This is a genomic window from Micromonospora globbae (genome assembly GCF_036184225.1).
In the GTDB taxonomy this organism is placed as follows: Bacteria; Actinomycetota; Actinomycetes; order Mycobacteriales; family Micromonosporaceae; genus Micromonospora; species Micromonospora globbae.
Window position 1 is genome coordinate 4,472,679 of sequence record NZ_CP108084.1, and the last position, 18,906, is coordinate 4,491,584.

Below are 18,906 nucleotides of genomic sequence, written 5' to 3' on the forward strand. Positions count from 1 at the left end.
GTCGACATGCGCATCGTGGTTCTCGCGGGCGGCATCGGGGGCGCCCGGTTCCTGGTCGGCGTACGCGCGTACGCCCGGCAGGTGGGCGCCGACGTGACCGCCGTGGTCAACGTCGGCGACGATCTCTACCTGCACGGCCTGAAGATCTGCCCCGACCTGGACAGCGTGATGTACACGCTCGGCGGCGGCGCCGACCCGGAACGCGGCTGGGGGCGCGCGGGCGAGAGCTGGACGGTCAAGTCGGAGCTCGCCGCGTACGGCGCGGAGCCCACCTGGTTCGGCCTCGGCGACAAGGACATCGCGACCCACCTGGTGCGCACGACAATGGTCGACGCCGGCTACCCGCTCTCCGCGGTGACCGAGGCGCTGGCCACCCGCTGGCAGCCCGGCGTACGGCTGCTGCCGGCAACGGACGACCGGCTGGAGACGCACGCGGTGGTCGACCTCGACGGCGGCCAGCGGGCCATCCACTTCCAGGAGTGGTGGGTGCGCTACCGGGCCGACGTGCCCACGCACCGGTTCGTCTTCGTCGGCGCGGACACCGCGAAGCCCGCGCCGGGGGTCCTCGACGCCATCGGCTCGGCCGACGTCGTGCTGATCGCACCGAGCAACCCGGTGGTGAGCATCGCCCCGGTGCTCGCCGTGCCCGGGTTGCGGGAGGCCGTCGTCGACGGACCGGGCCGGGTGGTGGGCGTGTCGCCGATCATCGGCGGCGCCCCGGTACGGGGGATGGCCGACCGCTGCCTGGCCGTGCTCGGCGTCGAGTGCAGCGCGGCCGGTGTCGGCGGCCTCTACGGCGGCAGGTCGAGCGGTGGCCTGCTGGACGGCTGGCTCGTCGCCGAGGAGGACCAGGGCACGGTGGTGCCGGAGGTGACCGTCCGCGCGGTACCGCTGCGGATGACCGACGAGGCGGCGACGGCGGCGATGGTCCGCGCCGCGGTGGAGTTGCGGTGAAGCTGGAGATCCTGCCGGTGCTGGGCATCGGCCACGTGTCCGAGGGTGACGACCTGGCGGCGCTGATCGCCACCGCGGCGCCCTGGCTGCGCGACGGCGACGTGCTGGTGGTCACCAGCAAGATCGTGTCGAAGGCGGAGGGGCGGCTCGTCGACATCCCGGCCGACGGTCCGGAACGGCAGGTCGCCCGCGACGAGGTGCTGGCGGCGGAGACGGCCCGCGTGGTCGCGAGCCGCGGCCCGACCCGGATCGTGCAGACCCACCACGGCTTCGTCATGGCCTCGGCGGGGATCGACGCCTCGAACGTGGACAAGACCCGGCTGGTGCTGCTGCCGAAGGACCCGGACGCCTCGGCCCGGGCGCTGCGCGCCGCGCTGCGGGACCGCTACGGCCGCGACGTCGCCGTGATCATCAGCGACACGATGGGCCGGCCGTGGCGCAACGGGCTCACCGACGTGGCGCTCGGGGTGGCCGGCATGGACCCCATCCGCGACCACCGGGGCGAGACCGACCCGTACGGCAACGAGCTGCACGTGACCCAGATGGCCGTGGTGGACGAGCTGGCGGGCGCCGGCGAGCTGATCAAGGGCAAGATCGACCAGGTGCCGGTGGCCGTGGTGCGCGGCTACCTGGGCGCCACCCGCCCGGACGACGGCGCCGGCGCGGCGGCGCTGGTCCGGGACGCGGCGCAGGACCTCTTCTCCCTCGGCACCGCCGAGGCGAAGACCGCCGGCCTGGCGTCCGGGGCCACCCTGCCGGACGGCCCCGGGCCCGCGCCGGCCGACCCGGCCGCGGTGCGCCGCGCCATCGAGGCGGTGGCCGGCGCGGTCGCGCCCGGCACGGTGTTCACCCTGGTCGACGACGAGGTACGCCCCGGCCTGGCCGCCGCCGTGCCCGGCTGGCCGGAGCAGGCCACCGCGCTGGTCCTCGGCTCCCCGCCGACCCCGGTGGACCCGAACGACCTGGTCCGCTTCGGGGCGGACATGCACCGGCTGCGCATCGCCCTGGCCGCGGAGGGGATCGGCTCCCTGCTCCTGCCGCCCCCCGCCGCCAGCACGGCGAGCGCCGCCCTGGCCCTCTGACCGCACGCCCGGCCCCGTCCCGGCCGCGCTCTCGCCTCGCCCCGGTGATCATGAGGTTGGCGGGGCGACACGCCGCGACACGCCGGCGCCAACCTCATGATCACCGGGGCAGGCCGGCGGGCCGGGGCGGGTCGGCCGGTCGTGGGCCGGTGGGGCGGGGGCGGGGGCGGGGCTGGGTGGGTCAGGCGTCGAGCATGGCACGGCCCAGCGGGGTCAGCGTGTGCAGCACCGTGTTGCGGTCGCGCTGACTGACGAGCAGCCCGGCGTTGCGGAGCACGGTGGCGTGCTGGCTGGCCGCGGCCGGTGAGATGTTCAGCCGGCGGGCCACCTCGCCGGTCGTACAGCCGTCGTCGCTGGCCTCCAGGACGGCCGCCCGCGTCCGGCCGAGGAGCGCGGCGAGCGCCTCTCGCCCCGGCGACGGCCCGCCGTCCCCCTCGGACGGCAGGAGCCCGCCGACCCGGTCGACCGGATAGACCAGGACCGGGGGCAGCGCGGGGTTGAGCAGCGCGACCGGCGTACGGGCACAGAAGAACGAGGGCACGAGCAGCAGCCCTCGGCCGTCGAGGTGCAGTTCGCGGCTGTCCGGGTAGTCATGCACCTCCAGCACGCCGGAGTCCCAGCGCATGGCCGGCCGCAGGCTGGTGAGCAGCCCCTCCACCCCGCCGTCGAGCAGGGCACGGGCCCGCCGCGTCCGGTCGGCCTCCACGGCCGCCTGGATCCGTCCCCAGTACGGGTTGATCGCCACCGACCGGTACTGCTCCATCGACTCGGTCAGGTGGCGCAACACCTCGGGCTCGCCCCGCGCGAGCGCGGACGCCGACGACGGAAGCACGTTCTCGCCGGCGAGCACGGTCAGGTCACGCCGCAGCAGCGGCACGGGTGTGCTCCGGACCGCGTCGAGGCCCGCCTCGAAGCCGCCGAGGCTGGCGTACGGGGTGAGGAAGTCGGGGAAGTACCCGCGGGGCGGGTTGAGCGCGAACAGGAGGCGGAAGTTCTCACGCGGCGTGTCCTGGCGCAGCCCGCGGGCGACGGTGCGGCGCCAGGTGGCCATGAGCGGGTCCCGGCTGCGGCCCTGGAGCAGGTGAAGGCTCAGCACCAGTTCCCAGACCGGATCGGCGGCCGGGGCGACCCGGGTCCGCAGGATGTCCTCGCCCGAAAAGTAGATCTTCAACATGGCGCGCGCTCCCGATCGCCGGGCAGGGGTTGCCGGCAACCGTCTGCACTCTACCGGCCGGCACTTATCTCCATTTTTAAGCGTGAGCTGAAAAACCTCGACGGCCCGACGGCCCGTTGGGCATGCTTCCAGTGCCAGCGGTGCCGGCCCGTCGACGGTGCACGGCATCGGGGCACCGGGGCCGGGGAGGACCGGCGACCGGGCGGCACCAACGAGGGCCTGCGGCCCAGACGAACCGCAGGGGTGCCGTCCGGTCGTCCCGCCCGATGCCCGGTCATCCGGCCGCGATCGACGGGGCACCGGCAGTTGGCCGGGGCCGGCCAAGCCGCCGGGTCACCACGCCGCGACCGGCCGGCGCACTCGTACAGTGGCGGGATGCCGGACACCCCGACCGCCGCGGACGCCTCTCCGCCGGCGTATGCCGAAACCTCCGCGCCGTCTCCCGAAGCCTCCCTGCAGGCGTACGCGGCGCTGCACGCGGACGCGGCGGCGCTGCTGACCGGCTGGGCGCCGACCAGCCCCGAGGCTGCCGCGGCCCGGGACCGCACCCTGGCGCTGCTCGCCGCCGGGCCGGTGGCGATGAGCCGGACGCACCGGCCCGGCCACGTCACCGCGAGCGCCCTGGTGCTGGACTCCACCGGCGCGCGGGTGCTGCTCTGCCTGCACGGCAAGCTCGGGCGCTGGGTGCAGCTCGGCGGGCACTGCGAGGCCGGCGACCGGACCCTCGCCGGCGCCGCGCTGCGCGAGGCGACGGAGGAGTCCGGGATCGCCGGCCTGCGGATCGATCCGGTCCCGATCGACGTGGACATCCACCCCGTCGCCTGCCAGGGCGGATCGCTGCACTACGACGTCCGCTTCGCCGTCCTCGCGCCGGACGGCGCCGTCGAGCGGGTCAGCGACGAGTCCGAGGCGCTGGGCTGGTTCCCGCCGGACCGGCTCCCCGAGCCGCTGGCGCACGGCACCGCGCACCTCGTGGCGCCGGCCCGCGCGGCGCTCAGACGTAGCCCTCTTCGCCCCGCGCCTTGAGGTCGTCGACCAGGGCCTTGACATCCTGGGCCCGCTCGCGAGGGCAGACCAGCACGGCGTCCGGGGTGTCCACCACGACCAGGTCGTGGACACCCAGCGCGGCCACGAGCCGCCCGGAGTGCGGCACCACCACGAGGCCGCTGCTGTCGTGCAGCAGGACACCCGGCTTCGGGGCGCCGAGCACCACGTTGCCCGCCGGGTCCGCGGGCAGCACGTCGCCGAGGGTGTGGAAGTCGCCGACGTCGTTCCAGCCGAAGTCCCCCGGGACCGTGGCGACCCGCCCGGCCGTCGCGGCGCCCTCCATCACGGCGTAGTCGACGGAGATCTTCGGCAGCGTCGGCCAGACCGCCCCGAGCACGTCGTCCTGCTCCGGGGTGCCCCAGGCCGCCGCGATCGACGTGACCCCGGCGTGCAGCGCCGGCTGCTGCCGGGCCAGCTCCGCGAGGAAGACGTCCACCCGCCAGACGAACATGCTGGCGTTCCAGAGGTGCCGCCCGGAACGGACGTACACCTCGGCCACCTCGAGGGCCGGCTTCTCCTTGAACTCGGCCACCCGGCGCAGCGGGCCGCCGCCGATCAGCTCCCCGCACTCCAGGTAGCCGTAGCCGGTCTCGGGCCGGGTCGGGGTGATGCCCACCGTCATGAGCAGCCCCTGCTCGGCGCCGCGCATCGCCTCGCGGACCGTCTCGGCCCACCGCTGCGGGTCGCCGATCAGGTGGTCGGCGGCGAAGGAGCCCATCACCGCGTCCGGGTCGCGCCGCGCGATCACCGCGGCGGCCAGCGCGATCGCCGCGCAGGAGTCCCGCGGTGAGGGCTCGACCAGGATGTTCTCCTCCGGCAGGCCGGTGAGCTGCCGCGCCACCGCCGTCACGTGCGCCGTCCCGGTCACCACGAGCGTGCGCTCGGGTGTGGTCAGGGACGCCAGCCGCTCCACGGTCGCCTGCAGCAGCGAGGCGGGTGTCCCGGTGAGTGGGTGGAGGAACTTGGGGTGGCCGGCCCGGGACAGCGGCCACAGCCGTGTGCCACTGCCACCCGCCGGGATGACGGCGTAGAGCATCAGCACATCATGCCCGAACGGCGCACGCGGGACGGGAGGTTCGGCCCCACCTCAGGACCGGGCGCGGGTCCACGCCGCGATGTGCACCTCGGCGCTCGACTCCCACGTGAACTCCTTGGCCCGGTCGAATCCGGCCTTGGCCAGCGACAACCGGCGCGGCTCGTCGTCGAGCAGCGCGGCGAGGTCCGCGGCGATCTGCTCCGGGTTCTCGCTCGTGTAGGCCACCGCGTCGCCACCCACCTCGGGCAGCGAGAGCCGGGGCGTGGTGAGCACCGGAGCGGCGCACGCCATCGCCTCGAGGATCGGCAGCCCGAAACCCTCCCCGTAGGACGGGTAGGCGGCCACCAGCGCCCCGCCGAGGAAACCGGGAAGGTCCGCGTAGCGCAGGTAGCCGGGGCGCAGCAGCCGCAGGTGCGACGGCACCTCGGCGACGGCGCGGTCGATGTCGTCGTCGTGCCCCTGGCCGCCGGCCACCACGAGGGCCGGCGGGTTGCGGCGGTCGGCGACGGCCCGGGCCCAGCCCCGGATCAGGTTGGGGACGTTCTTGCGCGGCTCCTTGGCCCCCAGGAACGCGATGTAGCTGCTGTTGCCGAGCCCGAGGCGGGCACGCACGCGGGCCTTCTCCTCCTCGCTCGGGGCGTGGAAGGCGGCGTGGTCGACACCGTGGTAGGCGACGTCGATCCGGGTCGGGTCCGCGTCCAGCAGGCGGATCAGCTCGTCCCGGGTCGCCTTGCTCGGCACGATCACCCGGTCGGCGCGGCGCAGCGACGTCTTGATCGCGCTGCGGAAGAACGTCCGCCGGGACTTGTCGTAGTGCTCCGGCTCGGTGAAGAAGGTCGCGTCGTGCACGGTCACCGTGACGGGACAACCGGCGCGGAGCGGACAGGTGTAGAACGGCGAGTGCAGCACCTGCGCCCCGACCTGCTGGGCGAGCAGCGGCAGCCCGGTCTGCTCCCACGCCAGCCGGGCGGGGCGGTGGGCGACGGCCGCCGGAGCCGGGATGATCTCCGCACCCGGCAGCATCCGCGAGTAGCGCTCCAGGTCGGTGCGGAGGCTGACCACCGCCAGCTCCACCCCCGAGCCGCAGACCTTGCCGAGCGCCCCGAGCAGGCCATCGACGTATCTACCGACGCCGCCACGGTCGGCGGGGACACTCGTGGCGTCGATGAGCACGCGGGGCGGGCGACCGGCGGTCACGGGGCGACTCCTTGCTGGCGGGTCTGTGGGGAACGACACTCCGGTGGCAAGCCTACGCCGGAGCCCCGCTCCGACGCTGACTGCGACCCGACCGTACGCGGACTTGTCATCGCCATCGGGTACGGACCGGGACGGCGTATCGTTCGCGCCGATGGCCGAGAACATTGCCGGGGTCTTCGCCGACGCGATCGCCACCGACCCCACCCGACCGTTGCTCACCTGGTACGACGACGCCTCCGGCGAGCGGACCGAACTGTCCGGCGCCACACTGGCCAACTGGGTGGCCAAGACGGCCAACCTGCTCGTCGACGGGCTCGGCCTCGGGCCCGACGACACGGCCGGCGTACTGCTCCCGCCGCACTGGCAGACCGCCGCGGTGCTGCTCGGCTGCTGGTCGGCCGGGCTCACCGTGGCCGCGGCCGCCGGCCCGGTCGACGTGCTCTTCGCGGCGGCCGACCGGATCGCCGAGGCGGACGCCTGGCCCGCCGACGAGCGGTACGCGCTCGCGCTCGCCCCGTTCGCGCTGCCGCTGCGCGAGGTGCCTCCCGGTTTCGTCGACTACGTCGTGGACGTACGCGGCCACGGCGACCACTTCACGCCGTACGCCCCGGGTGGCGCGACCGACGCGGAGCTGGTCGCCGCGGCGCGGGCCCGTGCCGCGGAGTTCGGCCTCGCCCCCGGCGACCGGGTGCTGATCGACGCCGGACGGTATCCCGACCCGGTGGACTGGCTGCTGGGGCCCCTCGTGGCCGGCGCCACCGTGGTGCTCTGCGGCAACCTGGACACGTCCCGCCAGTCCACCCGCGAGACCGCGGAGAAGGTCACCAAGCGCCTCCCCTGACCCGCCCCGCCCCGCCACTCCCCCGCGATCTTGCAGTTTGCGCCCCCGTTCTGGGCGTCATGCCCCATATGCCGGGGCAGAAAGTGCAAGATCGCGGGAGAGGGTCGGGGCGCGGGAGAGATCCTGGGGCGCGGGAGAGAGATCCCGGGGGGCGGGGGTCAGGCTCGGGCGGGGTGGTCCTCGGTTGCGCGGCGCTGGGCGAACGCGGCGAACGCCGACAACGACTCCGGGTTCGCCAGGGCCCCCTTGGCGGCGGCGCGGTCGACCGGCGTACCGGTGAGGATCTTCTTGACCGGCACCTCGAGCTTCTTCGCCGACAGCGTGCGCGGGACCGCGCGGACCTGGTGGATCTCGTCGGGCACGTGCCGCGGCGACAGCGCGGTCCGCAGCTCCCGGCAGATCTTCCGCCGCAGCTCGTCGTCCAGTTCCAGCCCTTCGGCCAGCACCACGAAGAGCAGCAGCTCACCGGCGCCGCCCTCGTCGTCCTCCAGGTGCACCACCACCGAGTCGACGACCTCGTCGAGCCCCTCCACGACCGAGTAGAACTCGGCGGTGCCGAGCCGCACGCCGCCCCGGTTGAGGGTCGCGTCGGAGCGTCCGGTGATCACGCAGCCGCCCCGCGCGTTGATCGTGATCCAGTCGCCGTGCCGCCAGACGCCCGGGTAGACGTCGAAGTACGCCTCCCGGTAGCGGGAGCCGTCCGGGTCGTTCCAGAAGCCCACCGGCATGCTCGGCATCGGCTCGGTGATCACCAGCTCGCCGAGCTGGTCGAGGACCGGGCTGCCGTCGGACGACCGCGCCTCCACCTTGGCGCCCAGCGCCCGGCAGGCGATCTCCCCGGCGTGTACCGGCACGAGCGGCACACCGCCCACGAAACCCGTGCAGACGTCCGTGCCGCCGGACAGCGACTGGAGTTGGAGGCGGTCACCGACGTTCTCGTACACCCAGGTGAAGCCCTCGGCGGGCAGTGGCGCGCCGGTGGAGCCGAGACCGCGCAGCGCGGAGAGGTCGGCGATCTCCCGCGGCACGAGACCGGCCTTGCGGCAGGCCAGCAGGAACGGCGCGGACGTGCCGAAGTACGTGGTGCCGGTCTCCTCCGCCATCCGCCAGAGCGCCCCCAGGTCCGGATGGCCCGGGTTGCCGTCGAAGAGCACGATGGCCGCGCCGACCGCCGGCCCGGAGACCAGGAAGTTCCACATCATCCAGCCGGTGGTCGTGAACCAGAAGAACCGGTCGGCCGGGCCCAGGTCGTGGTGCAGGGCGAGCATCTTCAGGTGCTCCAGCAGGATGCCCCCGTGCCCGTGCACGATCGGCTTCGGCAGTCCCGTGGTGCCCGAGGAGTACAGCACGTAGAGCGGGTGGTCGAACGCGACCGGGGTGAAGGTCAGCGGCTCGTCGGTGGGCGCCGCCAGCTCGGCCCACGGGATGGCGCCGTCGGGCGCGGCCTGCGTCCGGTCCGCGGCGCCGCCGTCGGCGTCCGCAACGTCGAGGTACGCGATGCCGACGGTGTGCCGCAGCGACGGCAGGGCGGCCCGGATGGCGGCCACCTCGGCGCGCCGGTCCACCGCCTTGTCGCCGTACCGGTAGCCGTCCACGGCGACCAGCACCGACGGCTCGATCTGCTGCCACCGGTCGGTGACGCTGCGCGTGCCGAACTCGGGCGCGCAGGAGGAGAAGATCGCGCCGAGGCTCGCCGTGGCGAGCAGCAGGACGTACGTCTCGGGGATGTTCGGCGCGTACGCCGCCACCCGGTCGCCCGGGCCCACGCCGAGCCGGCGCAGGCCGGCGGCGACCCGGCGGACCTGCTCCCGCAGCTCGCGGGCGGTCAGGGTGGCCGGCGGCCGGGTCTGCCCGCGCGCGATCACCACCGGGTCGTCGTCGGCCCGGCCCGGCATGCGCAGCACGTTCTCGGCGTAGTTCAGGGTCGCCCCGGGGAACCAGCGCGCGCCCGGCATCCCCCGGTCGGCCAGCGTGGCGGTCGGCGGGGTGTGCGCCACCACCTCGAAGTAGTCCCAGATCGAGCGCCAGAACGCGTCCAGGTCGGTGACCGACCAGCGCCACAGCGCGTCGTAGTCGGCGAAGTCCAGACCGCGGTGCTCCCGCAGCCAGCGCAGGTAGTCCCCGATGCGGGACCGTTCGCGTACGTCCGCCGGCGGCGTCCACAGCACGTCACCCACTGCTCCACCCTCCCCTGGCCCGGACACGACACTGTGAAATGGGCCGTGGCGCCATCTTGCCTCACCTCGAAGCGCCATTGTCCGCACCCGTCCCCGCCCACGGGGCGTGGTCGATCCACATGGCGAGCAGCGAACCTGTGTGTCCGGCAGGCAGGGGCCCCCGTCGACGGCGGCTGTCGAGGGGCCCCTGCGTGTGCCTCGGCCGGCGCGGGTGCGCCTGGTGCGTGTGCCTCAGCCGGCGCGGTGCGCCTGGATCGCGCGCCGGCGGGCGAGACGGTGCGCCCGGCGGATCTCCGCCTCCCGGTAGCGGCGCTCGTCCTCCGGGGTCTCCGGCAGCACGGGGCGGACCGGTCGCGGGGTGCCGCCGACGTCGACGCTGACGAAGACGAGGTACGCCGTGGCGACCCGGATGGGCTCCTCCTCGGCCGAGTCCCACCGTTCGGCGACCACCCGGACGCCGACCTCCATCGAGCTGTGGCCGGTCCAGTTCACCTGCGCGTGCGCGTGCACGAGGTCACCCACGCGGACGGGCTCGGAGAAGACGATCTCGTCGATCGCCGCGGTGACCGCCGTGCCGCCGCTGTGGCGGGCCGCGGCGGCCCCCGCCACGTCGTCGACGAACTTCATCAGCACGCCGCCGTGCACGGTGCCGTAGAGGTTGACGTCGACGGCCGTCATGATGCGGCTCAACGTGACCCGGGAGTACGACGTCGGCTTGCCGGCCGGGGCGGCGGAGGGGTGCTCGGTCATGACGGAAACGGTACGGTGCGCGGATGCGACATCTCTGGAGCTTCCTCGCCGGGTTGGTGGTGGCGCCCATCACCTGGGTGCTGGTCACGCTCGGGCAGGACGGGTCGAGCCGCACGATCGACCGCTGGGTGGAGATCGGGACGTTCAACACGGCCAACCTGATCGAGCCGGCCGTCTACCTCGGTGTCGGCGGCATCCTCCTGGGCCTGCTCGGCACGCTGCGCATCTCGCCGCTCGGCCCGCTGGTGGCCGGGCTGCTGCTCGTCACCCCGTACGTCGGGATGTTCGTCGCGCCGTTCGCGGTCCGCGACGCCGTGCCCGACGGCTGGACGGTGTTCGGCGATCCGCTGCCGCTCCAGCTGCCGGTCGAGAACGGCACGCTCTTCCTGATCGGCCTGCTGCTGCTCATGGCGACGTTCAGCGTGCAGCGCTGGCGCCGCTGGCCGGCGCCGGACGCCGAGCCGGCGGCGGTGGCCACGGAGAACGACAAGGACAACGCCCCCACGCTGGCCGACTGGCCGCCGACCCTGACCGACCGGGACACGGACACCCCGCCGATCACGCTGGCGTACCCGTCGACGCCGACCGAGCCGCTGCCCCGGCGTACGGGCGGCGAGTCGCCGTGGTCCGCCCCGCCGCGCAAGCCGGAGGACACCACCGGCATCCGTTGAGACCGTGGGCGGGCCGGTGGTGTCACCGGCCCGCCCCGACCGGTGGCCCGGCCCGCCCGACCGGTGGCTCAGTCGCGCAGCAGCTGGCGGGCCATCACGATGCGCTGCACCTGGTTGGTGCCCTCGTAGATCTGGGTGATCTTGGCGTCGCGCATCATCCGCTCGACCGGGTAGTCCTTGGTGTAGCCGTAGCCGCCGAGCAGCTGCACCGCGTCAGTGGTGATCTCCATGGCCGCGTCCGAGGCGAAGCACTTGGCCGCCGCGCCGAAGTAGGTGAGATCCGCGTCACCGCGCTCGGACCTGCCGGCCGCCGCGTACGTCAGCTGCCGCGCCGCCTCGAGCTTCATGCCCATGTCGGCGAGCATGAACTGGACGCCCTGGAACTCGGCGACCGCCTTGCCGAACTGCCGTCGCTCCCGCACGTACCCCTTCGCGAAGTCCAGCGCACCCTGCGCGATGCCGACGGCCTGGGCGGCGATGGTGACCCGGGTGTGGTCCAGGGTCCGCATGGCGGTGGCGAAACCGGTCCCCTCGGCGCCGATCATCCGGTCCGCCGGGATCCGCACGTCGTCCAGGTAGACCTCGCGGGTCGGGGAGCCCTTGATGCCGAGCTTCTTCTCCGGAGCGCCGAAGCTCACCCCGGGGTCCGACTTCTCCACGACGAAGGCGGAGATGCCCTTGGACCGCGCCGACGGGTCGGTGACGGCGAAGACCGTGTAGTACTCGGAGACACCGGCGTTGGTGATCCACCGCTTCACGCCGTTGAGCACCCAGTGATCCCCGTCACGCACCGCCCGGGTGGTCATCGACGCCGCGTCGCTGCCGGCCTCCGGCTCCGAGAGGCAGTAGGAGAACATGGCGTCACCGGCGGCCACCGGGGTCAGGTAGCGCCGCTTGAGCTCCTCCGAACCGGCCAGCAGCAGCGGCATGGTGCCGAGCTTGTTCACCGCGGGGATCAGGGAGGACGCCGCGCAGGCCCGCGCCACCTCCTCGATCACGATGGCGGTGGCCAACGCGTCGGCTCCGGCGCCGCCGTACTCGACGGGGATGTGCGGCGCGTGGAAGTCGGCCGCCCGCAGCGCGTCGTAGGAGGCCTTGGGGAACTCGCCGGTCTCGTCCGCCTCGGCGGCGTGCGGGGCGACCTTCGCCGCACAGACCTCACGCACCGCCTCCCGGATCGCCTCGTGCTCCTCAGGCAATCGGTAGACGTCGAACGACTCCTCTGCGGGCATACCGGCCCCTCCCCTTCACCGCTATCATGCGCAGTCTGTACCGTCCCCTGACCGCTGACCGCGCAGACTGAAGGGTAGCGACCAGGGTTCAGATACAAGTTACCGCGGCGTAGGCTCGTACTCGGCGAGCACCACCGCGGATCGGCGACCATAGAAGGACGAGCTAGCTCTCCGGTGCCCGGCCAGGCGCCGCAGCAGTACGCGACGCAACGGTGCGCCGCCCAGTGCGAGCGGAGAAGACAGGCGTGACAGTTCCCTACCCCAACAGCCAGCCGGTACCGCCCATCGCCGCGGTGACCCCGCCGTCGGGCGCCTCCCGGCCCCGGGTGACCTTCCTGGGCACCGGGTATCTCGGCGCGACCTACGCCATCTGCTACGCCGAGCTGGGCTACGACGTGCTCGGCTTCGACGTGGACGCCGACAAGATCGCCATGCTGAACGCCGGCCAGGTGCCGATCCACGAGCCCGGCCTGGACGAGCTGCTGAAGCGCAATCTCGCCGCGGGGCGGCTGCGGTTCAGCACCGACATCGCCGAGATCGCCGACTTCGGCGACGTGCACTTCATCTGCGTCGGCACCCCCCAGCGCGCGGACGGCATGGGCGCCGACCTGTCGTACGTCGAGGCCGCCGTCACGAGCCTGGCCCAGCACCTGAGGCGCAAGGCGCTGATCGTCGGCAAGTCCACCGTCCCCGTCGGCACCGCCGAGTGGGTCGAGCAGCTCGTCGGCAAGCACACGCCGGCCGACCTCGGCGTCGAGGTGGCCTGGAGCCCCGAGTTCCTCCAGGAGGGCTTCGCGGTCGACGACGTGCTGCGGCCCAACCGGATCGTGGTGGGCGTGAAGAGCGAGTGGGCCAACGGCATGCTCTACGCCGCCCACAAGGGCGTCTTCGACCTGGCCGCCACCGAGGACCGCGAGGTGCCCCTCGTGGTGACCGACTTCGCCACCGCCGAGCTGGTCAAGGTCGCCGCGAACGCGTTCCTCGCCACGAAGATCTCCTTCATCAACGCGATGGCCGAGGTCTGCGAGGTGGCCGGCGGCGACGTCACCCAGCTCGCCCGCGCCATCGGCTTCGACCCCCGCATCGGCAACCGGTTCCTCCAGGCCGGCCTCGGCTTCGGCGGCGCCTGCCTGCCCAAGGACATACGCGCCTTCCAGGCCCGCGCGCAGGAGCTCGGCGCGGGCGAGGCGCTGCGTTTCCTGCACGAGGTCGACCTCATCAACCAGCGCCGCCGCAGCCGCGTGCTCCAGCTCGCCGCGGAGCTGCTGAGCCGCCGCTCCGGCCCGGCCGGGCCGGACCTGTCGGGCACGCGGATCGCCGTGCTCGGCGCGACGTTCAAGCCCAACACCGACGACGTACGCGACGCACCGGCGCTCGCCGTCGCCGGGCTGCTGCGCAAGGCCGGCGCCGACGTGCACGTCTACGACCCGCAGGGCATGGAGAACGCCCGCCGGGCGATGCCGGAGCTGACCTACGAGGCCAGCATGACCGACGCCGTCACCGGCGCCGACCTGGTCTGCGTGCTCACCGAGTGGGCCGACTTCCGCAACGCCGACCCGGTCGCCCTCGGTGAACTCGTCGCCGGCCGCAAGGTGGTCGACGGGCGCAACTGCCTCGACCCGGCACTGTGGACGCAGGCCGGCTGGGAGTACCGCGGCATGGGCCGCCCCTGACCGACTGGTGTAACGGCCGGTCGCGGAGCATCCGCGACCGGCCGTTTCCTTTCTCCCCCGGACTCGTTTGTCCTGGACCCGCCGACAACTGTCGAAAATGGCGCCGGCTTTGGGCATGCTGCGACAGTGGGAGTCCACAGTGCGGGTGGAGGGGTGTCGTGGCGACCTTTCAGTGCTCCTCGTGCGGCCGGGCCATCAAGCCGGCCGTCCGCTGCCCGCACTGCGGCGCGGAGCAGCCACAGTGGGTCGAACACCTGGCGGAGATCGAGCGGTCCATCGCGGAGATGAAGGCGCGCGACGCCGCCATCGCCCGTGAGCAGCGGCAGATCGCCGCGAAGATGCAGGCCGCGCTCTTCCAGCGGGACATCCTCGCGCACGCCGGTGAGGAACGGCTCAAGCAGGCCACCCGGCCGCGCCGGGTGCTCCGCCGGCGCCCCGGCCGGCGGCCACCGACCGCCACGACCGGCGCCCCGCCACGGGTTCCCCGCCAGGGCACCCCACCGGGCACCGCCGAGCCCCCACCCCCGCCACCTCCGCCCACCTGGCTCGACGCCGACGACCCCGAGCACCCGCCGGAGGCGTCCTCGCGGGAGGTGCAGAACATCCCGCTCGGGCTGGGCGCCCTCCTGCTCGGCGTGGCCGCCGTGGTCTTCGCCGCCGTGGCGACCAGTTCGATGGACGCCGTCGCGCGGCTCGGCATCCTGCTCATCGCGACCGTGCTGCTGCTGCTCGCACCGCCGGTCCTGGCCCGACGGGGGCTCACCTCCACGGCCGAGACGATCGCCGCCGTCGGTCTGCTGCTGGTGCCGCTCGCCGGGTACGCGCTCTGGGCGGTCGACCGGATCGGCGGCAGCGGCGCCTCGGGCGCCGTCTTCGCCAGCATGGTCTTCGCGGCCACCGCCGGTGTCTCGCTCGGCTACGCCGCCTGGAGCGGGCTGCGCGCGCCCCGGTTCGCCACGGTGCTCGCCGCCCAGCCGGTGGTGCCGCTGCTGGCGTACGACCGGATCACCGGCCCGGCGGGCTGGGCCATGGCGCTCACCGTGGTCGCCCTACTCGACCTCTGGCTCGCCCGCTCCGGCGTCGTGGTGGAGCGCCCGGTCCGCCGCGACCTGCCGGAGCCGCCACCGCCGCCACCGGCCTCCCCGTCCGCGCCCCGGCAGCGATCCGCCGACGAGCGTCCCGAGGCGGCCCCGGAGGAGGCCGGCGAGGTGCTGGCGCCGGAGCCGGATCGGGCCGACGCGCCGGCCCGGCCGGTTCCCGGGCTCCGCGAGCTGACCTGGCTGCTGCACGGGGTGGCCGTCGCGCTCGCCCTGGCGTACGCCGTGACGGCCCTGCTCCGCGCGGCGACCGTGCCGGCCGCCGTCGGCGCCGGCCTGGTGCTGCTGCTCGCCGCGGTCGCCGGCCTGGCCGGCACACTGGCCCTGCGCCGCCCGCCGCTGCCCGACGTGGGCGCCGGCATCCTGACCCTCGCGGTCATCGGCGCGCTGAGCCGGATCGCCTCGGTGGCGCTGCCCGGCCGGGCGCTGCTGCTGATCTCCGCGGTCATCGCGGTCACCGGGCTGGCGGTCCGCGCCCTGCCGGAGGCCGCCCGGCGCGGGCCGCAGCTCGCCTCGGCGGTGGCGCTCACGGTGAGCGGGCTCGTGGTGGCCGGCGGTGCCCTGCGCGCCGGCATCGCCCCCGTCCAGGCGTCACTCCCCGCGTGGGACGCCGACCTCACCCGGTACCCGACCGAGCTGGCCGCCGCGGTCGGTCCCGCCTCCTGGCAGCTGGCCACGAGCGCCTTCCTGCTCACGGTCGCGGCGATCCTGTCCCTGCCGGAGGACATCCGCCGCGAGTTCGCCGTGGCCGCGGCGGCGCTGACGGCGCTGGCCGTACCGGCCTCGTTCGGCCTGGGTTGGGCGGCGGCGCCGTGGCCGATGGTGCTGACCGCCGTCGGCATCGGGGTGGTCGGGCTCTCCGCACCCACCACCCGGGCCGCGCACGCGCACGCCATCGGCGCGGCGGCGGTGGGCCTGCTCGGGGCGGGCGCCGGCCTGGCCCGGCCGGCGCTCACGACGGCCGTGCTGCTCGTGCTCTTCCTGGCGGGCGTCCTCGTGGCGGTCGCACCCCGGCTCCGCATCGCCCCCGCACCCGCCGACGTCGTCTCCGCCTGGGCCGCCGGCGGCGCGGCCTTCGCCCTGCCCGGCGCGGTGGCCTCCTTCGTGGCCACCACCGTGTCCGCCACCGCCCCGACCACCCCGTCGGCCCTCCGCGAGACGACCGTCCCGGTGCTCGCGGCCGCGTTCCTGGCGGTCTGCGTGACCCTCGGGTACGCGGCGATCGTGCAGGTCTCGCAGCGGCACATCCCCGCACCGCTGGCCGTCGGCACGGGGCTCGGCGCGCTGGTGGTGTCCGCCGCCGCGTTCGGCGCCCCCGGCTCCACCGTGGCCGACGCGTGGGTGGGCGCGCTCCTGCTGGTCGCGGCCGTACTGCTCTTCCTGGCCCCGTCGATCGACGCCGGCCGCCGCGCCGACCTCACCCTGGACGGGTCGGACCTCGCCGCCGCCGCGGTGACCGCCGCGCTGATCGCGACGCTGGTCCGGATCGCGGCCGTCCTCGCCCCTGGCGGGCAGCTCGCCGTGGCGGCCGGACTGGTCCTGGTCGTGGCCGTCGGGGCCCGCGCGATGCCCGAGGAGTGGCGCCGGGGCCCCATCCTCGGCCTCGCCGTGGGCGGCCTGCTGATCGGGCTGGTCGCCGGCTGGATCGCGCTGCGCGGCGGCGTCGGGGTGCTCGCCACCCCCGGCCCGATCTGGGCGGGCGACCTCTCCGGCTGGCCCGCCGCCCCCACCGGGGGATCGACCTGGCAGGCGCCGGTCGCGCTGGTCCTGCTCGCGGTCGCGGCCGCCGTCCTGCTGCCCCCGCCGTGGCGGTACGACGTGTCCGGCGCCGCCGTCGTGCTCGCCACCATCGGCGCGCCCGCCGCGTTCGCGCTGCCCTGGTGGTCGCCGGTTCTCATCGGGGCGATGGTGGCCACCGTGTTCGGCATGGCCGCGGTGGCGACGATCGAGCCGCGGGCCGGGCTGTCCCGGGCCACGGTGGCCGGCGTCGTGGCCCTGCACGCCGCGGGCGCGGGACTCGTCCGGCCGTGGACCACGGCGTTGGCGCTCGGCAGCATCGCGCTGATCGGCCTGGTGGTCGCCGTACTGGCCCGCAACCTCGCCGGCACGCTGGTCGACGACGTCGAGGTGGAGGGCATGCCCCCGCACCTCGTGCAGATCGGCGGTGCCGCGGCGGGTGCCACGCTGCTGGCGCTCCCCGGCGCGCTCGCCGCGCTGGCCGCCGAGTTCGGTCACCCGGCCCAGGTGGTGCTGACCGCGGCCCTGGCCGCGTCCAGCCTCGGGCTGGCCGCCGTGGCCGCGGCGCGGCACCGGATCCCGCAGTACCTGCCCTGGGCCAGCGTGGCCGTGGCGGGCGGCGCGACCATCAGCGCGCTGGCCGCGTTCCCCACCGGCCTCGCCGTCGGCGTGTACGCGGCCGCGGCCGCGCTGCTCGGCGTCCTGGCGGAGCTGGTCCGGGCGGCCACCGTACCGCCGGTCGGCTCGGCACAGCCGGTGCGACGCTGGCAGGTGCTGCTCGACGGCGCCCTGCGCCGGTTGCCCGACGACCCGGAGCGCCGCCGCTGGCGGGTCAGCCCGGCCGCCGGCGCGCTCGCCGCGGCGGTCCTGCCGACCGCTCTCGCGCTGGCCTCCATCGCGCAGGCCCTCGAAGTGGCGCTGGTCGACCCGCACCGGACGCTGTCCCGGGTGTGGCAGGGGCCGCCGCCGGACCTGCTCACCCCGCCGGCGGGCGCGGTCGACCCGACGCACGTGCTGACGGCGCTGCTGCTGACCGCGACCGCGGCGCTCGCCGCCACCGGGTTCAGCGGCGGCCGGCGTACGCGGGCGGTGCCCGTGGTGCTGCCGGGCGCGGCCGTCACCCTGCTCATCGCGCCCACCGCGCTCGGCAACGGCTGGCCCGCGAGCGTGCTCGCCGCCCTGTCGGTGTTCACCATCTCGATGCTGGGACTCGCGCTGACCCCGCCGCCGTCCCTCATCGAACCGGCCCGCTCGTTGCGGCTGGCCCGCGTCCTGGTCTTCGTCATCGGCCTGGCCGCCGGCGGGGCGGGGCTGGCCGGCAGCCTCGCCACCCGGGAGCTGACGCTGTTCACGCTGGGAGGCGCGGTCGGCGTCGGCACGGTGGCGGCGCTCTTCGGCACCACCCAGCGGGCCCGCATCCTCGGGTGGCTGTTCGCCTCGTTGATGGCGCAGCTGTTCGTCCTGACCGCCGGCCTCGTGGCCGGTCTGGCCGCCGTCTGGTCCGCGTTCGGGGTGCTCGCGGTCGGCGCCGCGTTGCAGGTCTTCGCGGCCCTGCTGCCCCGGCTGCGCCAACCCGAGGCGCAGCGCGAGGCGGCCACCGTGGAGTGGAGCGGCCACGCGGCGGCGCTCATCGCGCTGGCGCTGGCCTTCGACTCGCCCCGGCACATCGCCGCCCTGCTCGCCGCCTGGGGTGCGGTGCTCGGGGTGGCGGCGAGCCGGCCCACGCGCCGGCCGGTGGAACGGCGCGTCCTGTTCTGGGCGGTGGTGGTCTGCGAGATCACCGCCTGGTGGATCCTCATGCGGGTCGCCGACGTGGCGCTGCCCGAGGCGTACACGCTGCCGTTCGCGGCGCTCGCCCTGCTCGTCGGGGTGCTGGAACTCCGCGAACGGCCCGACCTCAGCAGTTGGACGGCGTACGGGCCGGCGCTCGTGGCGGCGTTCGTGCCGAGCCTGGCGATCGTGCTGGCCACCGGGTCGACGACGCTGCGGCAGGTCCTCCTGCTGCTCGGGGCGGTCGCCGTACTGATCTTCGGCTCGTCGAGCCGGCAGCAGGCGCCGGTGATCGTCGGCGCGACGGTCACCGCGATCACGGCGATCCACGCGCTGTTCGCGTTCGGGCCGTGGCTCGCGCTGATCCCCGTCGGGATCCTGCTGCTCATCCTCGGCGCCAGCAACGAGCGCCGGCGCCGCGCCCAGGAGCGGTTGCAAACGGCCCTGCGCGGCATGAGGTGAGCCCGC

13 protein-coding genes are annotated in these 18,906 nt (G+C 74.8%); 7 read left to right on the top strand and 6 right to left on the bottom strand.

Annotation, left to right across the window (positions count from 1 at the left end):
- Positions 1 to 6: 6 nt before the first annotated feature.
- Together cofD and OG994_RS20015 are read left to right on the top strand one after the other, a co-directional pair.
- A complete protein-coding gene (gene cofD / locus OG994_RS20010; RefSeq protein WP_328850609.1) occupies positions 7 to 954 on the top strand; it encodes a 2-phospho-L-lactate transferase in 948 nt (315 codons plus the stop codon).
- Positions 951 to 2,036 carry a coenzyme F420-0:L-glutamate ligase gene (locus OG994_RS20015; protein ID WP_328850610.1) on the top strand — a complete coding sequence of 362 codons (1,086 nt, stop codon included), beginning with the start codon at positions 951 to 953 and terminating at the stop codon, positions 2,034 to 2,036. The genes cofD and OG994_RS20015 overlap by 4 nt, the downstream gene beginning before the upstream one ends.
- Before the next feature lie 181 nt (positions 2,037 to 2,217).
- Here the strand turns inward: OG994_RS20015 and OG994_RS20020 are convergent, their stop codons facing one another.
- The gene (locus tag OG994_RS20020; RefSeq protein WP_328850611.1) at positions 2,218 to 3,210 is read right to left on the bottom strand and encodes an ArsR/SmtB family transcription factor; all 993 of its coding nucleotides are present in this window, start codon (positions 3,208 to 3,210) and stop codon (positions 2,218 to 2,220) included.
- Positions 3,211 to 3,585: 375 nt separating this feature from the next.
- Between OG994_RS20020 and OG994_RS20025 the strand changes: the two genes are divergently transcribed.
- A complete protein-coding gene (locus OG994_RS20025) occupies positions 3,586 to 4,236 on the top strand; it encodes an NUDIX hydrolase (protein ID WP_120327719.1) in 651 nt (216 codons plus the stop codon).
- Here the strand turns inward: OG994_RS20025 and OG994_RS20030 are convergent.
- Positions 4,205 to 5,293 carry a mannose-1-phosphate guanylyltransferase gene (locus OG994_RS20030; RefSeq protein WP_120327718.1) on the bottom strand — a complete coding sequence of 363 codons (1,089 nt, stop codon included), beginning with the start codon at positions 5,291 to 5,293 and terminating at the stop codon, positions 4,205 to 4,207. The two genes, OG994_RS20025 and OG994_RS20030, sit on opposite strands and share 32 nt — an antisense overlap.
- A gap of 51 nt (positions 5,294 to 5,344) precedes the next feature.
- Entirely contained in the window at positions 5,345 to 6,490 is a 1,146-nt protein-coding gene (locus tag OG994_RS20035) for a glycosyltransferase family 4 protein (protein WP_328850613.1), read from the bottom strand.
- Positions 6,491 to 6,641: 151 nt separating this feature from the next.
- Here OG994_RS20035 and OG994_RS20040 point away from each other — a divergent pair, with 151 nt between their 5' ends.
- Complete coding sequence (locus tag OG994_RS20040; RefSeq protein ID WP_328850614.1) at positions 6,642 to 7,331, top strand: TIGR03089 family protein; 690 nt, start codon at positions 6,642 to 6,644, stop codon at positions 7,329 to 7,331.
- Between the two features lie 158 nt (positions 7,332 to 7,489).
- Here the strand turns inward: OG994_RS20040 and OG994_RS20045 are convergent, their stop codons facing one another.
- Complete coding sequence (locus OG994_RS20045) at positions 7,490 to 9,508, bottom strand: acetoacetate--CoA ligase (RefSeq protein ID WP_120327715.1); 2,019 nt, start codon at positions 9,506 to 9,508, stop codon at positions 7,490 to 7,492.
- A 231-nt stretch (positions 9,509 to 9,739) separates the two neighbouring features.
- Positions 9,740 to 10,258, bottom strand: a complete 519-nt coding sequence (locus OG994_RS20050) for an acyl-CoA thioesterase (RefSeq protein WP_120327714.1) — start codon at positions 10,256 to 10,258, stop codon at positions 9,740 to 9,742.
- A 23-nt stretch (positions 10,259 to 10,281) separates the two neighbouring features.
- On the opposite strand from OG994_RS20050, the gene OG994_RS20055 reads away from it, so the two are divergent.
- Positions 10,282 to 10,929 (top strand): hypothetical protein, encoded by a 648-nt coding sequence (locus OG994_RS20055; protein WP_120327713.1) that lies wholly within the window; start codon positions 10,282 to 10,284, stop codon positions 10,927 to 10,929.
- A 68-nt stretch (positions 10,930 to 10,997) separates the two neighbouring features.
- On the opposite strand, the gene OG994_RS20060 is transcribed toward OG994_RS20055, so the two are convergent.
- Entirely contained in the window at positions 10,998 to 12,161 is a 1,164-nt protein-coding gene (locus OG994_RS20060) for an acyl-CoA dehydrogenase family protein (protein ID WP_120327712.1), read from the bottom strand.
- 245 nt (positions 12,162 to 12,406) lie between these two features.
- Between OG994_RS20060 and OG994_RS20065 the strand changes: the two genes are divergently transcribed.
- Positions 12,407 to 13,834 (top strand): UDP-glucose dehydrogenase family protein, encoded by a 1,428-nt coding sequence (locus tag OG994_RS20065; protein WP_120327711.1) that lies wholly within the window; start codon positions 12,407 to 12,409, stop codon positions 13,832 to 13,834.
- Positions 13,835 to 13,992: 158 nt separating this feature from the next.
- The gene (locus tag OG994_RS20070; protein WP_328850615.1) at positions 13,993 to 18,900 is read left to right on the top strand and encodes an SCO7613 C-terminal domain-containing membrane protein; all 4,908 of its coding nucleotides are present in this window, start codon (positions 13,993 to 13,995) and stop codon (positions 18,898 to 18,900) included.
- Positions 18,901 to 18,906: the final 6 nt, after the last annotated feature.